This is a genomic window from Variovorax sp. OK605 (assembly GCF_900115445.1).
GTDB lineage: Bacteria > Pseudomonadota > Gammaproteobacteria > Burkholderiales > Burkholderiaceae_C > Variovorax.
In genome coordinates this window covers 1-15432 of record NZ_FOWL01000025.1, presented here as the reverse complement: position 1 = coordinate 15432, position 15432 = coordinate 1, and the positions used below count along the sequence as shown (strand labels likewise).

Below are 15432 nucleotides of genomic sequence, written 5' to 3'. Positions count from 1 at the left end.
CAAGGCACGCCCGATTCAAAGCGAAAGTATTCCCATGTCGGCGACCCCTTCCTACGTGCGCGCGCTGCGCCTGCCCCGCGACTTCGCGTCGATCGCGGTGGGCCTCGACGCGATCGTGTTCGCGATCAACATGACCGTGCTGCTGGGCCCCTTCAGGCCGGAGGCCGAGCAGCTGCGCAGCGCCTACGCCACGCCCGGCGTGTGGGTCACGCTGCTCGTCGGCATGGTCATGTCGTGGACGATGGTCGCCACGCTGGCATGGAGCCACGGGCGCAACGCGCTCGAGCGCCGGGGCATGGCCCGCGTGGCGCTCGCGCACGATGCGCGGCTGCGCTTCGGCGGCGTGTGGGTGCTGGCGCTGGTGCTGAACTACTACGCGCTGACGCCGCTGTTCTACGAGTTCCAGGTGATGTTCATGCCCGGCGGCCGCTTCGAGGACGTCTTCGCCTACTCGCCGCGCATCTACCTGGGCGTGGCCATGCTGCTGCAGTCGCTCGTGCAGCTGCTGGTGCTCGTGCTGGGTGTGTGGCTGGCGGCGCGTGTCGCGCTGGCGAAGAGCCGCGTTGCGCAAGGAGATGCGGACCTCACCGATGCCGTCGATGCGCCCGAGGCGCTGGGTGTGCCGCCGCGCCGCGCCGTCGCCCTCGTGGTCGCCGCCATGTTCTCCGCGCTCCAGCTGTGGGGCAGCCTCGCCGCGACGCGCTGGGCGTTCCCGGCGCCGGACCTGAGCGTGCTGGTGCTGCTGCTGACCTGGGGGCTGCCGGTGGTGATCGGCTTCGCGCTGGCCTGGTGGGGCGGCTGGCTCGGCACGCGGCCCGCGCTGCCGGTGGTGCGCCCGTTCAGGGCGGTGGCCGCGGCCGTGTCGTCCTTCGTGCTGGTGCAGGTGGGCTGCATCGTCATTGCCATCGCGTGGCTGTTCCTGGCGGCGAAGTCGTCGTTCAGTTTCTACAGCGGCGGCGGCATCGTCGGTTTCGTGCTCGCGCTGGTGCTGGTCTACATGGCGCTGGTGGTGGCACTCACGCGCACCGTCACGCGCCGGCTGTACCGAAGCTACTTGTAGCTGCGGGCGTCCTCGATCACCTTGCCGTCGTTGGGCAGGCTGCCCGGCGCCACCTGCTCGATGGTGCCGCGCAGCTTGGTCACTTCGCGCACGGCATCGGCAACGTGCGCATCGAGCCCTTCGGGCGCGTTCGCGCATTCGAGCTTCAGCGTCATCCGGTCGTCGCCCATCTCGCCCGACACCACGAGCCGCGCGCGCTGCACTTCCGGAAAACGCCGCACCACCTCCGCCACCTGCGAGGGGTGCACGAACATGCCGCGCACCTTGGTGGTCTGGTCGGCGCGGCCGAGCCAGCCCTTGATGCGCTTGTTGGTGCGCCCGGTGGGGCAGGTGCCCGCGAGCACGGCCGAGAGGTCGCCGGTGCCGAAGCGCACCAGCGGGTAGTCGGGGTTGAAGGTGGTGACGACGATCTCGCCCACTTCGCCGTCGGGCACCGGGTCGCCGGTGCCGGGCCGCACGATCTCGACCAGCACGCCTTCGTCGAGCACCAGGCCTTCGCGCGCGCTGGTTTCATAGGCGATCAGGCCCAGGTCGGCGGTGGCGTAGCACTGCATGCCCTGCACGCCGTGCGCGGCAATCCAGTCGTGCAGGCTCGGCGGAAAGGCCTCGCCCGACACCAGCGCCTTGGTGAGCGAAGGCAGTTTCAGCCCTTTTTCCTCGGCCTTCTCCAGCAGGATCTTCAGGAAGCTCGGCGTGCCCGCATAGCCTTCGGGCTTGAGGTCGGCCATGGCTTCGAGCTGCTGCTCGGTCTGGCCGGTGCCGCCCGCGAACACGGTGCAGCCCATGGCGCGCGCGCCGCTTTCCATGATCGAGCCCGCGGGCGTCATGTGGTAGCTGAAGCTGTTGTGAATCAGCTCGCCGCCGCGAAAGCCCGCCGCATGCAGCGCGCGCGCGGTGCGCCAGTAGTCGCGCGCCTCGCCTTCAGGCTCGTAGATGGTGCCGGGGCTCGCGAACACGCGCGGCATGCGCGCGCCGCGCGCGATCGACGAGAAGCCGCCGAACGGGTCGTCGCCGCGGCGTGCCTTCTGCAGCTCGAGCAGTTCCGACTTGCGCGTGACCGGCAGCCGGGCCAGCGCCTCGCGCGTGCCGATGTCGGTAGGCTTCACGCCGTCGAGGATCTTCGTGAACGCCGGTGCGGCGGTCTGTGCCTGCGCGATCTGCCGGGGCAGCGCGGCCAGCAGGTCGCGCTCGCGCTCGGCGGGGTCGCGGATCTCGAGCGTGTCGTAGTGGTCGGTCATGTCCGTACCCTTCATCTTTCAATTCTGTTGCCGCGGTCAATCGAAGCGCAGGCGCCCGGCGGGAGCATCACGCCAGCCACCGCTTGCGCCGCTTGTAGCTCTTCACGTCGCGAAAGCTCTTGCGGTCCGCGCCGCCCACGCCGAGGTAGAACTCCTTCACGTCCTCGTTCTCGCGCAGGCTCTGCGCCGCGCCGTCCATCACGATGCGGCCGTTCTCCAGGATGTAGCCGTAGTCGGCATAGCGCAGCGCCATGTTGGTGTTCTGCTCGGCCAGCAGGAAGGTCACGCGTTCCTTGGTGTTGAGGTCCTTCACGATCTCGAACACCTCCTCCACGATCTGCGGCGCCAGCCCCATCGACGGTTCGTCGAGCAGCACCATGGTCGGGTTGGCCATCAGCGCGCGGCCGATGGCGCACATCTGCTGCTCGCCGCCCGAGGTGTAGGCCGCCTGCGAGCTGCGCCGCGTCTTCAGGCGCGGAAAGTAGGCGTAGACCTTCTCCAGCGTCTGCAGCACCGCGGCCTTGCCGTCGGTGCGCGTGTAGGCGCCGGTCATCAGGTTCTCCTCGATGGTCAGGTGGGCGAAGCAGTGGCGGCCTTCCATCACCTGGATCAGCCCGCGCTTGACCAGCTCGGCCGGCGACAGCGCCTCGATGCGCTCGCCGCGCAGCTCGATGGTGCCCTTGGTGACGGCGCCGCGTTCGCCCGCGAGCAGGTTGCTCACCGCGCGCAGCGTGGTCGTCTTGCCCGCGCCGTTGCCGCCGAGCAGCGCCACGATGCCGCCGTCGGGCACCGTGAGCGAGACGCCCTTGAGCACCAGGATCACGTGGTTGTAGATGACCTCGATGCCGTTGACGTCGAGGAGGATGTTGGGTTCGCTCATGGTGTGGTCCGAAGCATTCGCAAGAACAGCGCGACAGGGCGATCGCGCGCCGGGCTGTTCTTGCGAATGGCGGCTCTCGCGAGCCGCCACGGCACGCTCAGTGCATCAGGACTGGCAGTCGGCTGCCTCGCGGCGCGTCAGCTTCTTCTCGCTGGCGTACTTGTCGGCGGCGGCCTTGGTCATCGGCTTGATGATCTGTTCGTCGGCCTGGTACCAGTCGGGCGCGATGTTCCACTTGGCGCCGTCCCAGGTTTCCATGCGCGCCCAGGTCGAGCCGATGTGGTCCTGGCACGAGGTGCTCACCGGGCGCATCACGCCGGCGAAGCCCAGCGCGTCGAGCTTCTTCTGGTCGAGCGCCAGGTTCTCCAGGCCCCAGCGCACCTGCTCGCCGGTCATGACCTTGCCCTTGCCGAAGCGCTCCTGCGCGCGCTTGACCGCCTCCACCCCCAGCATGGAGATGATGGCGCCGCGCGTGTACAGCACCGAGCCCACTTCCTCCTTCGGACCGGTGCCCTGGCCCTTGTCGTGCACCTGCTTCAGGATGTCCTGGATCACCTTGTTGTCGGGACCCGAGCCGTTCAGCGCCAGCGCGTTGTAGCCCTTGGCGTTGGCGCCCACGTCCTTCACGTCGGGCTCGGCGCCGGCCCACCACACGCCGTACATCTTCTCGCGCGGGAAGCCGGTGGCCACGGCCTCCTTCAGCGCGGTGGAGTTCATCACGCCCCAGCCCCACAGCAGCACGAAGTCGGGGCGCTGCTGGCGCACCTGCAGCCAGGCCGACTTCTGTTCCACGCCGGGCGCGGTGACCGGAATCAGCGACAGGTCGAAGCCGTGCATCTTCGCGCGCTCCTGCAGCAGCGGAATCGGCTCCTTGCCGAACGGCGAGTCGTGGTACACGAGGGCGATCTTCTTGCCCTTGAGCTTGTCCATGCCGCCCTCTTTCTTGCCCAGGTGCTGGATCAGGATGTCGGCCGCGGTCCAGTAGGAGCCCATCAGCGGGAAGTTCCACTTGAACACGCCGCCGTCCTGCGAGGCGGCCAGGCCGTAGCCCAGCGTGACCAGCGGGATCTTGTCGGTGGGCACCTTGTCGGTCAGCGCGAAGGTGATGCCGGTGGCCTGCGGGTCGAACAGCGCGACGCCGGGGCGGCCCTTCAGGCGTTCGTAGCATTCCACGCCCTTGTCGGTGGCGTAGCCCGTTTCGCATTCCTCAAAGGTGATCTTCACGCCGTTGATGCCGCCTTGCGCGTTGACCAGCTTCAGGTAGTCCTGCTTGCCGTTGGCCCAGGGCGTGCCGTTGGGCGCATAGGGGCCGGTGCGGTACACCAGCAGCGGGAAGAACTGCTCCTTGGCCTGCGCCTGCGCGAGGGATGGCGCGAGCATGGCGCCGAGGGTGCTGGCCACCAGGGCGGCGGTCAGAGCGAGCGATTTCAGTTTCATGCCTGTCTCCTTATGTGGGCACCTCGGTGCCGGGTTTTTGCGAACGGGAACTCTCGGGACTCTCGGAACTTCGTCAGTGCGGGAAGGGCCACAGCCGCAGCTTTTCCTTCGCCGTGGACCACAGCCGCGCCAGGCCGTGCGGCTCGACGATCAGGAAGAACACGATCAGCGCGCCGAAGATCATGGTCTCCAGGTGCGAGGCCAGCGCAGTGGAAATCGAGAAGCCCAGCCACGCGGGCAGCTGGTTCAGAAAGAGCGGCAGCAGCACGATGAACGCGGCGCCGAAGAAGCTGCCCATGATCGAGCCGAGCCCGCCGATGATCACCATGAACAGCAGCTGGAACGAGCGGTCGATGCTGAACGCCGCCGGCTCCCACGCGCCCAGGTGCACGAAGCCCCACAGCGCGCCGGCCACGCCGACGATGAAGCTGCTCACCGCGAAGGCCGTGAGCTTGGCGTACACCGGGCGGATGCCGATCACGGCGGCGGCCACGTCCATGTCGCGCATGGCCATCCATTCGCGGCCGATGGCGCTGCGCACCAGGTTCTTGGCCAGCAGCGCGAACACCACCACGAAGGCCAGGCAGAACAGGTACTTCTGCACCGGCGACTCGATCGGCACGCCGAACACGTTCAGCCCCGCCACGCTCACCGAGCCCGACGACGAATTGTTGGTGAACCACTGGATGCGCAGGAACGCCCAGTCGGTGAAGAACTGCGCGGCCAGCGTGGCCACCGCCAGGTACAGGCCCTTGATGCGCAGGCTCGGAATGCCGAACAGCACGCCCACCACCGTGGCGCACAGACCGCCCAGCAGCAGCGAGGCGATGAGCGGCATGCCGTCGATGCGCACCTGGAAGTTGTAGGCCGCGTACGCGCCCACCGCCATGAAGGCGCCCGTGCCCAGCGAGATCTGCCCGCAGTAGCCCACCAGGATGTTCAGGCCCAGCGCCGCGAGCGACAGGATCAGGAAGGGCGTGAGGATGGCGCGCATCCAGTAGTCGGACACGCCGAGCGGAACCACGATGAACGCCACGAGCAGCAGCACCAGGATCGCGATGCGGTCCTGCGCGATCGGAAAGATCTGCTGGTCGGCGCGGTAGCTCGACTTGAACTGGCCGTTTTCTCTGTAGAACATCGCGTTCAGACCCGGTCGATGATCTTTTCGCCGAACAGCCCCTGGGGCCGCACGAGCAGGAAGACCAATGCAAGAACATAGGCAAACCAGATCTCGATGCCGCCACCGAGCATGGGGCCGAGATAGATTTCGGACAGCTTCTCGCCCACACCGATCAGCAGGCCGCCGATGATGGCGCCCGGGATCGAGGTGAGCCCGCCGAGGATCACCACCGGCAGCGCCTTCAGCGCCACCAGCGACAGCGAGAACTGCACGCCCAGCTTCGATCCCCAGATGATCCCGGCCACCAGCGCCGAGAAGCCGGCGACCGACCACACGATGACCCAGATGCGCTTGAGCGGAATGCCGATCGACTGCGCGGCCTGGTGGTCGTCGGCCACCGCGCGCAGGGCGCGGCCGGTGGCGGTCTTCTGGAAGAAGATGGCCAGCACCACCACGAGGCCCGCGGCCACCAGCGCGGCCACCAGGTCTTCCTGGCTCAGCAGCAGGCCGCCTTCGAAGGTGCCCTGCAGCACCATCAGCGGCTCCTTGGGCATGCCCACGTCGATCTTGTAGATGTCGTTGCCGAAGATGGTCTGGCCCATGCCGTCGAGAAAGTAGGCGATGCCCAGCGTGGCCATCAGCAGCGTGATGCCTTCCTGGTTCACCAGCTTGCTGAGCGCGAGCCGCTCGATGAGCCAGGCCACCACCACCATCACCGCCATGGCGGCAACGAAGGCCAGGATGTTCGCGAGGATCTGGCTCTGGAAGCCGAACCACAGCGGAAACCACTCCGAGAAGCGTGCCATGGCCAGCGCCGCGAACAGCACCATCGCGCCCTGCGCGAAGTTGAAGACGCCCGAGGCCTTGTAGATCAGCACGAAGCCGATGGCGATCAGCGAATAGAGCATGCCGACCATGAGGCCGCCGAACAGGGTTTCGAGGAAAAAGCCCATGGTCAATGTCTCTCTTGTTTTTCTCCCTCCCCTTCCGGGGGAGGGTTGGGGTGGGGGCACGCGGCGCTCGATGTGGCGCTGCCGTGTGGCGAGGGCCGTCGTGCCCCCATCCCAGCCTTCCCCCGGGAGGGGAAGGAGCAATGCATCGGGGGCCGGCGTTGCGTGCCCTGTATTTCTCCCTCCCCTTCCGGGGGAGGGTTGGGGTGGGGGCATGCGGCGCTCGATGGGGCGCTGCCGTGTGTCGAGGGCCGTCGTGCCCCCATCCCAGCCTTCCCCCGGGAGGGGAAGGAGCAATGCATCGGGGGCCGGCGTTGCGTGCCCTGTATTTCTCCCTCCCCTTCCGGGGGAGGGTTGGGGTGGGGGCATGCGGCGCTCGATGGGGCGCTGCCGTGTGGCGAGGGCCGTCGTGCCCCCATCCCAGCCTTCCCCCAGAGGGGGAAGGAGCAATGCTTCGTGGCGAATGGCGGCATGGCGTCAGTGCTCCACGCCCAGGTACGCCCGGATCACGTCTTCGTTGTTGCGCACTTCGTCCGGCGTGCCGTCGCCGATCTTCTTGCCGTAGTCCAGCACCACCACGCGGTCGGAGATGTCCATCACCACGCCCATGTCGTGCTCGATCAGCACGATGGTCGCGCCGAACTCGTCGTTCACGTCGAGGATGAAGCGGCTCATGTCCTGCTTCTCTTCCACGTTCATGCCGGCCATGGGCTCGTCCAGCAGCAGCACCTGCGGCTCCATGGCCAGCGCGCGGCCCAGGTCCACGCGCTTCTGCAGGCCGTAGGGCAGGCGGCCCACCGGCGTCTTGCGGTGCGCCTGGATCTCCAGGAAATCGATGATGTGCTCGACGAACTCGCGGTGGCGCAGCTCCTCGCGCTCCGCCGGGCCCCAGCGCAGCGCCTGCGCCAGCAGGCCGCTCTTCATCTTGAGGTTGCGCCCGGTCATGATGTTGTCGAGCACGCTCATGCCCTTGAACAGCGCCAGGTTCTGGAAAGTGCGCGCCACGCCCATCTCGGCCACCTGGCGCGAGTTCATGTGCTTGAAGGTCTGGCCGCGGAAGGTGATGGAGCCCTGCTGCGGCCAGTACACGCCGTTGATGCAGTTCAGCATCGAGCTCTTGCCCGCGCCGTTGGGCCCGATGATGGCCCGCACCTCGTGCTCGCGCACGTTGAAGCTGATGTCCGTCAGCGCCTTCACGCCGCCGAAGCTCAAGCTGATGTTCTGCACGTCGAGCACGACGTCGCCGGTCTTGCGCGCGCTCATGCAGCCGCCTTCACGATGGGGAAATTCTTTGCCTCGACGACCTTCAGCGTGGCGCTCACCACGCCCGTGCGGCCGTCCTCGAACTTGACCTGGGTCTCGATGAACTGCTCGGCCTTGCCGCCGTAGAGCGCATCGACCAGCACCGCGTATTTCTCGGCGATGAAGCCGCGGCGCACCTTGCGCGTGCGGGTGAGCTCGTCGTCGTCGGGGTCGAGCTCCTTGTGCAGCACCAGGAAGCGCGCGATCTGCGTCTCGCCCATGCCGTCCTCGCCCGCCAGGTCGGCGTTGACCTTGCCGATGCACTCGGCAATCAGCGTCAGCACGTCGGGCTTGCCGGCCAGGTCGACGTAGCCGCCGTAGGCCAGCCCGCGCCGCTCGGCCCAGTTGCCCACGGCCTCGAAGTCGATGTTGATGGCCGCGCACACCTGGTCGCGCGCATTGCCGAAGCACACGGCTTCCTTGATCTGCGGGAAGAACTTGAGCTTGTTCTCGATGTAGTTGGGCGCGAAGATCGCGCCGCCCACGAGCCGGCCCACATCCTTCGCGCGGTCGATGATGCGCAGGTGGCCCTCGCTGTCGAGCACGCCCGCGTCGCCGGTGTGGAAGTAGCCGTTGGCGTCCAGCACCTCGGCGGTGGCGTCGGGGCGCTTGTAGTACTCCTTGAGCACCGACACGCCGCGCACCAGCACCTCGCCGTCTTCGGCGATCTTCAGCTCGATGCCCGGCGCGGCCGTGCCCACGGTCTGCAGCTTGACCTTGCCGTCCTGCTGCAGGCACACGTAGGCGCAGGTCTCGGTCTGGCCGTAGAACTGCTTGAGGTTCACGCCGATGGAGCGGTAGAAGCGGAACAGGTCGGGCCCGATGGCCGCGCCCGCGGTGTACGCCACGCGGATGCGGCTCATGCCCAGCACGTTGCGCAGCGGGCCGTAGATGAGCAGGTTGCCCAGGCCGTACAGCAGCCGGTCGACGGTGCTCACCGGCGCGCCGTTCAATATGTCGGCGCCCACGCGCTGCGCCAGCGCCATGAACCTGGCATACAGCCAGCGCTTGGGCGCGGCCGCGTCTTCCATGCGGATCGACACGGCCGTGAGCAGGCCCTCGAAGGTGCGCGGCGGGCCGAAGTAGTAGCTCGGGCCGATCTCGCGCATGTCGTTCATCACCGTCTCGCTCGACTCGGGGCAGTTCAGCGTGAAGCCGCCCACCAGCCACTGCGCCACCGAGAACAGGTGGTCGCCCACCCACGCCATCGGCAGGTAGCTCATGATGTTGTCGCCGGGGCCGAGCCGGTCGGTCTCCACGCCGCCGCGGCCCGCCGCGATGAAGCTGGCATGCGTCTGGCACACGCCCTTGGGGCGGCCGGTGGTGCCCGAGGTGTAGAGGATCACGCCCACGTCGGTGGCCTCGCCGCTGGCCACCGCGCGGTCGTAGTAGCCCAGGTGGGCCTTGTCGAACTCGCGGCCCAGCGCGCGCAGCTGCTCGTAGCTCATGAGCCCGGGCTGGTCGTAGTGGCGCAGGCCCTTGGGGTCGTCGTAGATGATGTGGCGGATCGCGGGGTAGCGCTCCTTCTGGATCTCGCGGCACTCCAGCAGCTTGTCGACCTGCTCCTGGTCCTCGACGATCACGAACTCGATGCTCGCGTCCTGCAGCATGAACACCATCTCGCCGGCCACCGCGTCCTGGTACAGCGGCACGGGCACGCCGCGCAGGCTCTGCGCGGCGACCACCGCCATGTACAGGTGCGGCCGGTTGGCGCCGACGATGGCCAGGTTGTCGAAGGCCTTGAAGCCGAGGCTCGCCAGGCCGCAGGCCATTTCGCGCACCTCCTGCGCCACGGCGTTCCAGGTCCAGGTTTGCCAGATGCCGAGGTCCTTTTCGCGCACGGCGGGCGCCTCGGGCTGGGCCTCGGCATGCGCGAGCAGCAGACGGGGGAAGGTGGGGGCGGTTGTTTGCACAGTGGGCGGATCGTAGGTCCCACTTTGACGCCCGGTTGTCGTTCCAACGACAATCCTAGGGACACTACTCCCCGGAGTTTCCCGATGCCTCACGGCGACCTCAACCACAACCACGTGCTCGGCGGTTCCATCAAGGACCGCGTGCGTCCCCCCAGCGGCGCCGAACTCGACAGCATCCCCTGGCTGCACACGCTCACGCCCGCCGAGCGCCGCCGCGCCGAGGCCACGCTGGTGGTCGGCGAGGCCGAGCCCGGCGACCTGGTGTGCCGCGTCGGGCGCTCGCCCACCTACTGGTTCGGCGTGGTCGAGGGCCTGCTGAAGATGAGCAACGACAACGCCGACGGCGGCTCCGTCACCTACACCGGCGTGCCGCCCGGCGGCTGGTTCGGCGAGGGCACGGTGATGAAGCGCGAGCCCTACCGCTACAACATCCAGGCGCTGCGCCGCAGCGTGGTGGCGGGCCTGCCCATCGAGAGCTTCCACTGGCTGCTGGACCACTCCATCGGCTTCAACCGCTTCGTGATGAACCAGCTCAACGAGCGGCTGGGCCAGTTCATCGCCGCGCTGGAGATCGACCGGCTCAACAACCCCGACGCGCGCGTGGCGCGCAACCTGGTGTCGCTGTTCAACCCGGTGCTGTACCCGGGCGTGGGCGAAGTCCTGCGCATCACGCAGCAGGAGCTGGCCTACCTGGTGGGCCTGTCGCGCCAGCGCGTGAACGAGGCGCTGAACGGCCTGTCGGCGCAGGGGTTGATCCGCGTGGAGTACGGTGGCCTGCGCGTGCTCGACCTGCCGGGCCTGCGCGCGACCGCGATGTCGAACAAGAAGAACCAACCCTCCGCGGAAACGGAAACCCAATGAGCCTCAAAGACCAGATCCAGATCGTTCCCGCCAATGAGCAGGCCGCCTTCGCTGCACCGCCCGAGCCGCCCGAACCGGCGAAGAAGGCGAAAGCCGCAGACGCCGGCCCCACGCTCGAAGAAGCCCTTGCGCACAACGAGCGCCTGGCCGAGAAGATCGAGGCGCTCGACGCCGTGCTGGCCAAGCCGCTCAGCGAGATCCTGGCCGACCGCGAGAAGGCCGACGAAGCCGCGCTTGCGTGGGACCGCTTCGGCGCCATGTGGATGCTGTCGCAGCGCGCCATGCGCCGCGTGGCGCTCGACCTGGCGGCGCAGCTCGGCGTGAGCGAGGAAGAGGTGGTGGCGCGCGCCATGGTCAACGCCAATGCCGTGCTCAACGGCGCGGACGAAGTCGACCTGGGTGGCACCGTTGCGCCCGCGCAGCTGCAGCACATTGCCCGCCACCGCAACTTCCTGCGCAAGCAATTCCGCACCGGTTGAGCCGCGAGGCTTTCCCCAAGGCTTGCCCGCAAGGCTTTTCATTACCCCTTAACCTCCTCGCCTTCTTTCCAGAAAGTCCTTTCCCGATGACCGCTTCCCACCTCACCCTCATCACCGGCGCCTCGCGCGGCCTGGGCCATGCCATGGCCGAACAGCTGCTGCAGGCCGGCCACGTGGTGCTCGGCATTTCGCGCAAGCAATCGCCCGAGCTGGCCGCGGCCGCGGATTCGGCCAAGGCCGCCGGCGCCGAGCTCACGCAATGGGAGCAGGACCTGTCCGACCCCGTGGCCGCCGCGGCCCGCCTGTCGGCCTGGCTGCAGACCGTGGACGGCCAGCGCTTCGACAGCGTCACGCTCATCAACAACGCCGGCACCGTGGGCAACCCCGCGCCGCTGTCGCGCGCGGTGGCGTCCGAGCTGTCGCTGGCGCTGCGCATCGGCCTCGAAGCGCCGATGCTGCTCACGGCCGCGTTCCTGGGCGCCACGCGCGAATGGCGCGGCGCGCGCAAGGTGCTGAACATCTCGTCGGGCCTGGGCCGCAACGCCATGGGCAGCCAGGCGCCGTACTGCGGCGCCAAGGCCGGCATGGACCACTTCTCGCGCGCCGTGGCGCTCGAGGAAGCGCAGGCGCCGAACGGCGCGCGCATCGTGTCGCTGGCGCCCGGCGTGATCGACACCGACATGCAGGTGCAGCTGCGCGGCGCCTCGGCCGACAAGTTCCCGGACCGCACGCGCTTCGAGAAGATGAAGAACGAAGGCATGCTCGACAGCCCCGCCACGGCCGCCGCCAAGGTGCTGAAGTACCTGGCGCGCGCGGACTTCGGCGCGAACCCCGTGGCCGACGTGCGCGACCCGGCCTGAACGCGCACGCAGCAACGCATCGAAACGGGACGCACACCATGGCCACAGCCAAGTCGATCGACACCAACGACTACAAGCTCTTTCCGTCGCCGAGGAACGTGCACCGCATCATCTTCGAACACCAGGTCTTCGTGCCTTACCCGTACGCACTGATCGTGATGGACGAGTTCTACTTCAAGGGCCGCTTCAGCCTGTTCTCGGCCTGCCGCATGAGCGACGGGAAGATGGGGCAGGTGGCGACGTTCGAGCTGGCGTCGGACGTGGAGATCTTCAACACGAAGTTCGTGCCCGACTGAGCCCGCGGTATTTGCATGTCTCCCTCCCCTTCCGGGGGAGGGCAGGGGTGGGGGCCAGCGGCGCATCCATCGCCACGGCTTTTTCAAACGCCGTCAGCCCCCATCCCAACCTTCCCCCGAAGGGGAAGGCGCAAGACGGGCTCACTGCATCGCAAACCTGTCCCGCTGCGCCTGCGCGCATTCCCCCATCACGCTCAACGCCCGCTCCACCACCGGCGTGCCCATCACGAACGGATTGGGTTGCGCCGGCTGCTGGCGCAGCGCCGCCAGCTTGCCCTGCGAGCCGTCGATGTTCGAGTGGTTCGACAGCATCACGTCGATCTTCTGCGCCGACACCACCGTGTCCATGCGCTGCGTGGCGGCGATGTAGCTGTTCAGGCGCGGCACGTCCTTGCCGAAGTTGAAGCCCGTGCCGCCCCACAGCATGGCGCGGTGCTTCTGCTTGCCCGAGGCCACGTCGAACACCGGCGAGATGGTGCCCATGGTGTGGCCCGGTGTGATGTACAGCGTGAGGGTGGTGTCGCCCAGCGTGAGGCGGTCGCCGTCCTTCACCGAGATGTCGCGCGGACCGCGCTTGGGCGGTGCGCCCCAGATCGGCGTGGCGAACTCCAGCTTGGTCTCGGTCATGGTCCAGTCGGCTTCGCTCATGACCACGCGCGCGTGGTACTTCTGCGCCAGGTAGGGCGCGCCGCCGTAGTGGTCGCCGTGGCCGTGCGTGACCAGCACGTACTTGATCTGCGCGGGGTCGAGGCCCAGCTTGCGCATCCCGCCTTCGATCAGCGCGGCGGCCTCCACCTGGTTGTTCAGCGCATCGATGAGGATGATGCCGTCCGAGGTCTTCACTGCCCACGCGCTGACCCAGTCGGCACCCACGAAGTACAGGTTGTCGAAGGCCTTGCCGGGCGGCGGCGCCGGCTTGTCGATGAGGGCGGTGAGGCTGCGGTCGAGTTCGGCCTGCTGCGGCCGCGCGTCGGCGGCGGGCTTGCACAGCGTGAGCAGCGCGCCGAGGTCGGTGCCCGCGGTCTTCGTGGCCGCCGAGACGTGGGCGGCGACGGTGGCGTTGGAGGGCGCCGGCGAGGCCGATGCCTGTGAGGCCGATGCCTGCGAGGCCGGGGTCTGCGCGCACCCCTGGACGAGGGCGGCAACCGCGGCCAGCGCGGCTGTCTTCAGGAACGGTGAACGGGAAGGAAAGCGGGAAGGGAAAAGAACCATCGGTGTCTCCATGCCGTCGCTGCGGCTTGTTCCGGAGACACCATTCTGCGGCGCGCAGGCTTATTCGATTGTCGCGCCCGAGGCTTGCACGATGCCCTTCCACTTGTCGTAGTCGGTCTTCAGCAGCGTGCCGAACTGCGCCGGCGTCATGCCCTGCGGCTCCGCGCCCTGGGCAATGATGGCGGCCTTCATTTCAGGCGTGGCCAGCAGCTTGTTCACTTCGGCGTTCAGCAGCGTGACCACGTCCTTGGGCGTGCCGGCCGGCACGAACAGGCCGTACCAGGTGGACACGTCGAAGTCCTTGTAGCCGAGCTCGGCCACGGTGGGCGTGTCGGGCAGCGAGGTGCTGCGCTTGGCCGAGGTGACGGCCAGCGGACGCAGCTTGCCGGCCTTGATCTGCGCCAGGGCCGAAGGCACCGACGACACCATCAGGTCGACGTTGCCCGCGAGCACGTCCATCATGGCCGCGTTGGAGCCCTTGTAGGGCACGTGGCGCATCTTGATCTTGGCGGCGCTGTCGAAGATCTCGCCGGCCAGGTGGATGGTGGTGCCGTTGCCCGGCGAGCCGTAGGTGACGGTGTCGGGCGCGGCGCGCGCGGCCTTCACCACGTCGTCGAGCGACTTGAACCTGGAGTTGGCCTGCGTGACGATCACCACCGGCGTGTAGGCCACGTGGGCCACGGCCGTGAGGTCCTTCACCGGGTTGTAGCTCAGGTTCTTGTAGAGCCAGGGCGCCACGACCATGTTGTCCTTCTGGCCCATCACGATGTCGTAGCCCGTGGGCGCGGCGCGCGCGGCCTCGGCGATGCCGATGGTGCCGCCGGCGCCGCCGCGGTTGTCGGGCACCACGGTCCAGTGGTTGGCCTCGGTGAGCTTCTGCGCGACCAGGCGCGCCAGGATGTCGGTGCCGCCGCCGGGCGGGAAGGGCACGACCATGCGGATGGGCTTGGCGGGGTAGGCCGCGGCGGATGCGGCTGTCTGGGCGTGGGCGGTGGCCGTGAGGGCCAGCGAGAAGGTGAGCGGCAGGGCCAGCGCAATGGCCAGCGTGCCGAGGTTTCTGCGGATCATGGGTTGTTGTCTCTTTGTCGTCTGTCGAAGCGAATCGGGGGTGCGGCGATGCCGTCACTGCACCGGGGGTGCAGTGTGCCGCAAGGCGCGCCGGAAGGATTTCTTCATTCGCGATGGGGCCCGTATCGAGGCGCGGGGGCTGTTTTGCGCGTGCCTTGACAGCGGCGCGCGAGCGGCGAATACTGCACCGGACGGTTGAGTAATCAAAGTTGAGTCATCAATTCTCGAAGGAGACGCTCATGCTCGGAAACATCGACGCGGTGGCCAATCTCGCGGTGAAGGACCTCGCGGTGGCCCGCCGCTTCTACGAAGACACGCTGGGCCTCGCGCAGGTCGACACGGAGGGCGACGAGGTCATCGTCTACCGCAGCGGCGGCACGCGCATCAACGTGTACCGCTCGCAGTTCGCGGGCACCAACCAGGCCACGGCCGTGACCTGGCAGGTGGGCAACGACATCGGGCGCATCGCCGCGGCGCTGAAGCAGCGCGGCGTGCGCTTCGAGCACTACGACATGCCCGGCACGACGCTCGAAGGCGACCTGCATGTCATGGGTGACATGAAGGTCGCGTGGTTCAAGGACCCGGACGGGAACATCCTGAACCTCATCAACGGCTGAAGCTTCAGCCGAAGGCTCAACTGAAGGCTCAGCCGAAGTTCTTTGCGGCGAAGTCCCAGTTGGCCAGCTTGGCCAGGAAGGTCTCGACGAACTTCGGGCGCAGGTTGCGGTAGTCGATGTAGTACGCGTGTTCCCACAC

Annotated in this window: 16 protein-coding genes; 6 read left to right on the top strand and 10 right to left on the bottom strand. The window is 67.9% G+C overall.

The window, feature by feature from the left end:
- Positions 1–34 precede the first annotated feature (34 nt).
- Entirely contained in the window at positions 35–1060 is a 1026-nt protein-coding gene (locus BM013_RS37160; protein ID WP_093135010.1) for a hypothetical protein, read from the top strand.
- Here the strand turns inward: BM013_RS37160 and BM013_RS37155 are convergent.
- The 7 genes from BM013_RS37155 to BM013_RS37120 form a co-directional block, all read right to left on the bottom strand.
- Positions 1051–2298: a phenylacetate--CoA ligase family protein gene (locus tag BM013_RS37155; protein ID WP_093135007.1), complete on the bottom strand. Its 1248-nt coding sequence runs from the start codon at positions 2296–2298 to the stop codon at positions 1051–1053. The genes BM013_RS37160 and BM013_RS37155 overlap by 10 nt on opposite strands.
- A gap of 67 nt (positions 2299–2365) precedes the next feature.
- Positions 2366–3178, bottom strand: coding sequence for an ABC transporter ATP-binding protein (locus BM013_RS37150; RefSeq protein WP_093135005.1), 813 nt, complete (start codon positions 3176–3178; stop codon positions 2366–2368).
- Between the two features lie 105 nt (positions 3179–3283).
- On the bottom strand, positions 3284–4615 hold the full coding sequence (locus BM013_RS37145; RefSeq protein WP_093135002.1) for an ABC transporter substrate-binding protein: 1332 nt from the start codon (positions 4613–4615) through the stop codon (positions 3284–3286).
- A 73-nt stretch (positions 4616–4688) separates the two neighbouring features.
- Positions 4689–5753 (bottom strand): branched-chain amino acid ABC transporter permease, encoded by a 1065-nt coding sequence (locus tag BM013_RS37140; RefSeq protein ID WP_093135000.1) that lies wholly within the window; start codon positions 5751–5753, stop codon positions 4689–4691.
- Between the two features lie 5 nt (positions 5754–5758).
- The gene (locus BM013_RS37135) at positions 5759–6688 is read right to left on the bottom strand and encodes a branched-chain amino acid ABC transporter permease (RefSeq protein WP_093134997.1); all 930 of its coding nucleotides are present in this window, start codon (positions 6686–6688) and stop codon (positions 5759–5761) included.
- Positions 6689–7162: 474 nt separating this feature from the next.
- On the bottom strand, positions 7163–7948 hold the full coding sequence (locus BM013_RS37125) for an ABC transporter ATP-binding protein (RefSeq protein ID WP_093134992.1): 786 nt from the start codon (positions 7946–7948) through the stop codon (positions 7163–7165).
- Positions 7945–9900, bottom strand: coding sequence for an AMP-dependent synthetase/ligase (locus tag BM013_RS37120; protein WP_093134990.1), 1956 nt, complete (start codon positions 9898–9900; stop codon positions 7945–7947). The genes BM013_RS37125 and BM013_RS37120 overlap by 4 nt, the downstream gene beginning before the upstream one ends.
- An 84-nt stretch (positions 9901–9984) precedes the next feature.
- Between BM013_RS37120 and BM013_RS37115 the strand changes: the two genes are divergently transcribed.
- The 4 genes from BM013_RS37115 to BM013_RS37100 all read left to right on the top strand — a co-directional run bounded on the left by BM013_RS37115 (position 9985) and on the right by BM013_RS37100 (position 12396).
- Positions 9985–10761 carry a Crp/Fnr family transcriptional regulator gene (locus BM013_RS37115; RefSeq protein WP_093134987.1) on the top strand — a complete coding sequence of 259 codons (777 nt, stop codon included), beginning with the start codon at positions 9985–9987 and terminating at the stop codon, positions 10759–10761.
- On the top strand, positions 10758–11240 hold the full coding sequence (locus tag BM013_RS37110) for a hypothetical protein (RefSeq protein ID WP_093134985.1): 483 nt from the start codon (positions 10758–10760) through the stop codon (positions 11238–11240). Before BM013_RS37115 ends, BM013_RS37110 begins: the two co-directional genes overlap by 4 nt.
- An 86-nt stretch (positions 11241–11326) precedes the next feature.
- On the top strand, positions 11327–12100 hold the full coding sequence (locus BM013_RS37105) for an SDR family NAD(P)-dependent oxidoreductase (protein WP_093134982.1): 774 nt from the start codon (positions 11327–11329) through the stop codon (positions 12098–12100).
- Between the two features lie 38 nt (positions 12101–12138).
- Entirely contained in the window at positions 12139–12396 is a 258-nt protein-coding gene (locus BM013_RS37100) for a hypothetical protein (protein WP_093134980.1), read from the top strand.
- A gap of 141 nt (positions 12397–12537) precedes the next feature.
- Here the strand turns inward: BM013_RS37100 and BM013_RS37095 are convergent, their stop codons facing one another.
- Together BM013_RS37095 and BM013_RS37090 are read right to left on the bottom strand one after the other, a co-directional pair.
- Positions 12538–13608: an MBL fold metallo-hydrolase gene (locus BM013_RS37095; protein WP_093134977.1), complete on the bottom strand. Its 1071-nt coding sequence runs from the start codon at positions 13606–13608 to the stop codon at positions 12538–12540.
- 60 nt (positions 13609–13668) lie between these two features.
- Entirely contained in the window at positions 13669–14676 is a 1008-nt protein-coding gene (locus BM013_RS37090) for a tripartite tricarboxylate transporter substrate binding protein (protein WP_093134975.1), read from the bottom strand.
- Between the two features lie 239 nt (positions 14677–14915).
- Here BM013_RS37090 and BM013_RS37085 point away from each other — a divergent pair, with 239 nt between their 5' ends.
- The gene (locus BM013_RS37085) at positions 14916–15293 is read left to right on the top strand and encodes a VOC family protein (protein WP_093134972.1); all 378 of its coding nucleotides are present in this window, start codon (positions 14916–14918) and stop codon (positions 15291–15293) included.
- 28 nt (positions 15294–15321) lie between these two features.
- Here the strand turns inward: BM013_RS37085 and BM013_RS37080 are convergent.
- Positions 15322–15432: Fe-Mn family superoxide dismutase (locus BM013_RS37080; protein WP_218153631.1), on the bottom strand; the 111-nt coding region annotated here is incomplete at its 5' end.

Bases quoted from the DNA above. Each gene is read 5' to 3' on its own strand.
- BM013_RS37145 (WP_093135002.1), bottom strand. From the start codon at position 4,615: ATGAAACTGAAATCGCTCGCTCTGACCGCCGCCCTGGTGGCCAGCACC.
- BM013_RS37090 (WP_093134975.1), bottom strand. From the start codon at position 14,676: ATGATCCGCAGAAACCTCGGCACGCTGGCCATTGCGCTGGCCCTGCCG.
- BM013_RS37100 (WP_093134980.1), top strand. From the start codon at position 12,139: ATGGCCACAGCCAAGTCGATCGACACCAACGACTACAAGCTCTTTCCG.
- BM013_RS37110 (WP_093134985.1), top strand. From the start codon at position 10,758: ATGAGCCTCAAAGACCAGATCCAGATCGTTCCCGCCAATGAGCAGGCC.
- BM013_RS37160 (WP_093135010.1), top strand. From the start codon at position 35: ATGTCGGCGACCCCTTCCTACGTGCGCGCGCTGCGCCTGCCCCGCGAC.
- BM013_RS37150 (WP_093135005.1), bottom strand. From the start codon at position 3,178: ATGAGCGAACCCAACATCCTCCTCGACGTCAACGGCATCGAGGTCATC.
- BM013_RS37140 (WP_093135000.1), bottom strand. From the start codon at position 5,753: ATGTTCTACAGAGAAAACGGCCAGTTCAAGTCGAGCTACCGCGCCGAC.
- BM013_RS37085 (WP_093134972.1), top strand. From the start codon at position 14,916: ATGCTCGGAAACATCGACGCGGTGGCCAATCTCGCGGTGAAGGACCTC.
- BM013_RS37105 (WP_093134982.1), top strand. From the start codon at position 11,327: ATGACCGCTTCCCACCTCACCCTCATCACCGGCGCCTCGCGCGGCCTG.
- BM013_RS37095 (WP_093134977.1), bottom strand. From the start codon at position 13,608: ATGGTTCTTTTCCCTTCCCGCTTTCCTTCCCGTTCACCGTTCCTGAAG.
- BM013_RS37155 (WP_093135007.1), bottom strand. From the start codon at position 2,298: ATGACCGACCACTACGACACGCTCGAGATCCGCGACCCCGCCGAGCGC.
- BM013_RS37125 (WP_093134992.1), bottom strand. From the start codon at position 7,948: ATGAGCGCGCGCAAGACCGGCGACGTCGTGCTCGACGTGCAGAACATC.
- BM013_RS37115 (WP_093134987.1), top strand. From the start codon at position 9,985: ATGCCTCACGGCGACCTCAACCACAACCACGTGCTCGGCGGTTCCATC.
- BM013_RS37135 (WP_093134997.1), bottom strand. From the start codon at position 6,688: ATGGGCTTTTTCCTCGAAACCCTGTTCGGCGGCCTCATGGTCGGCATG.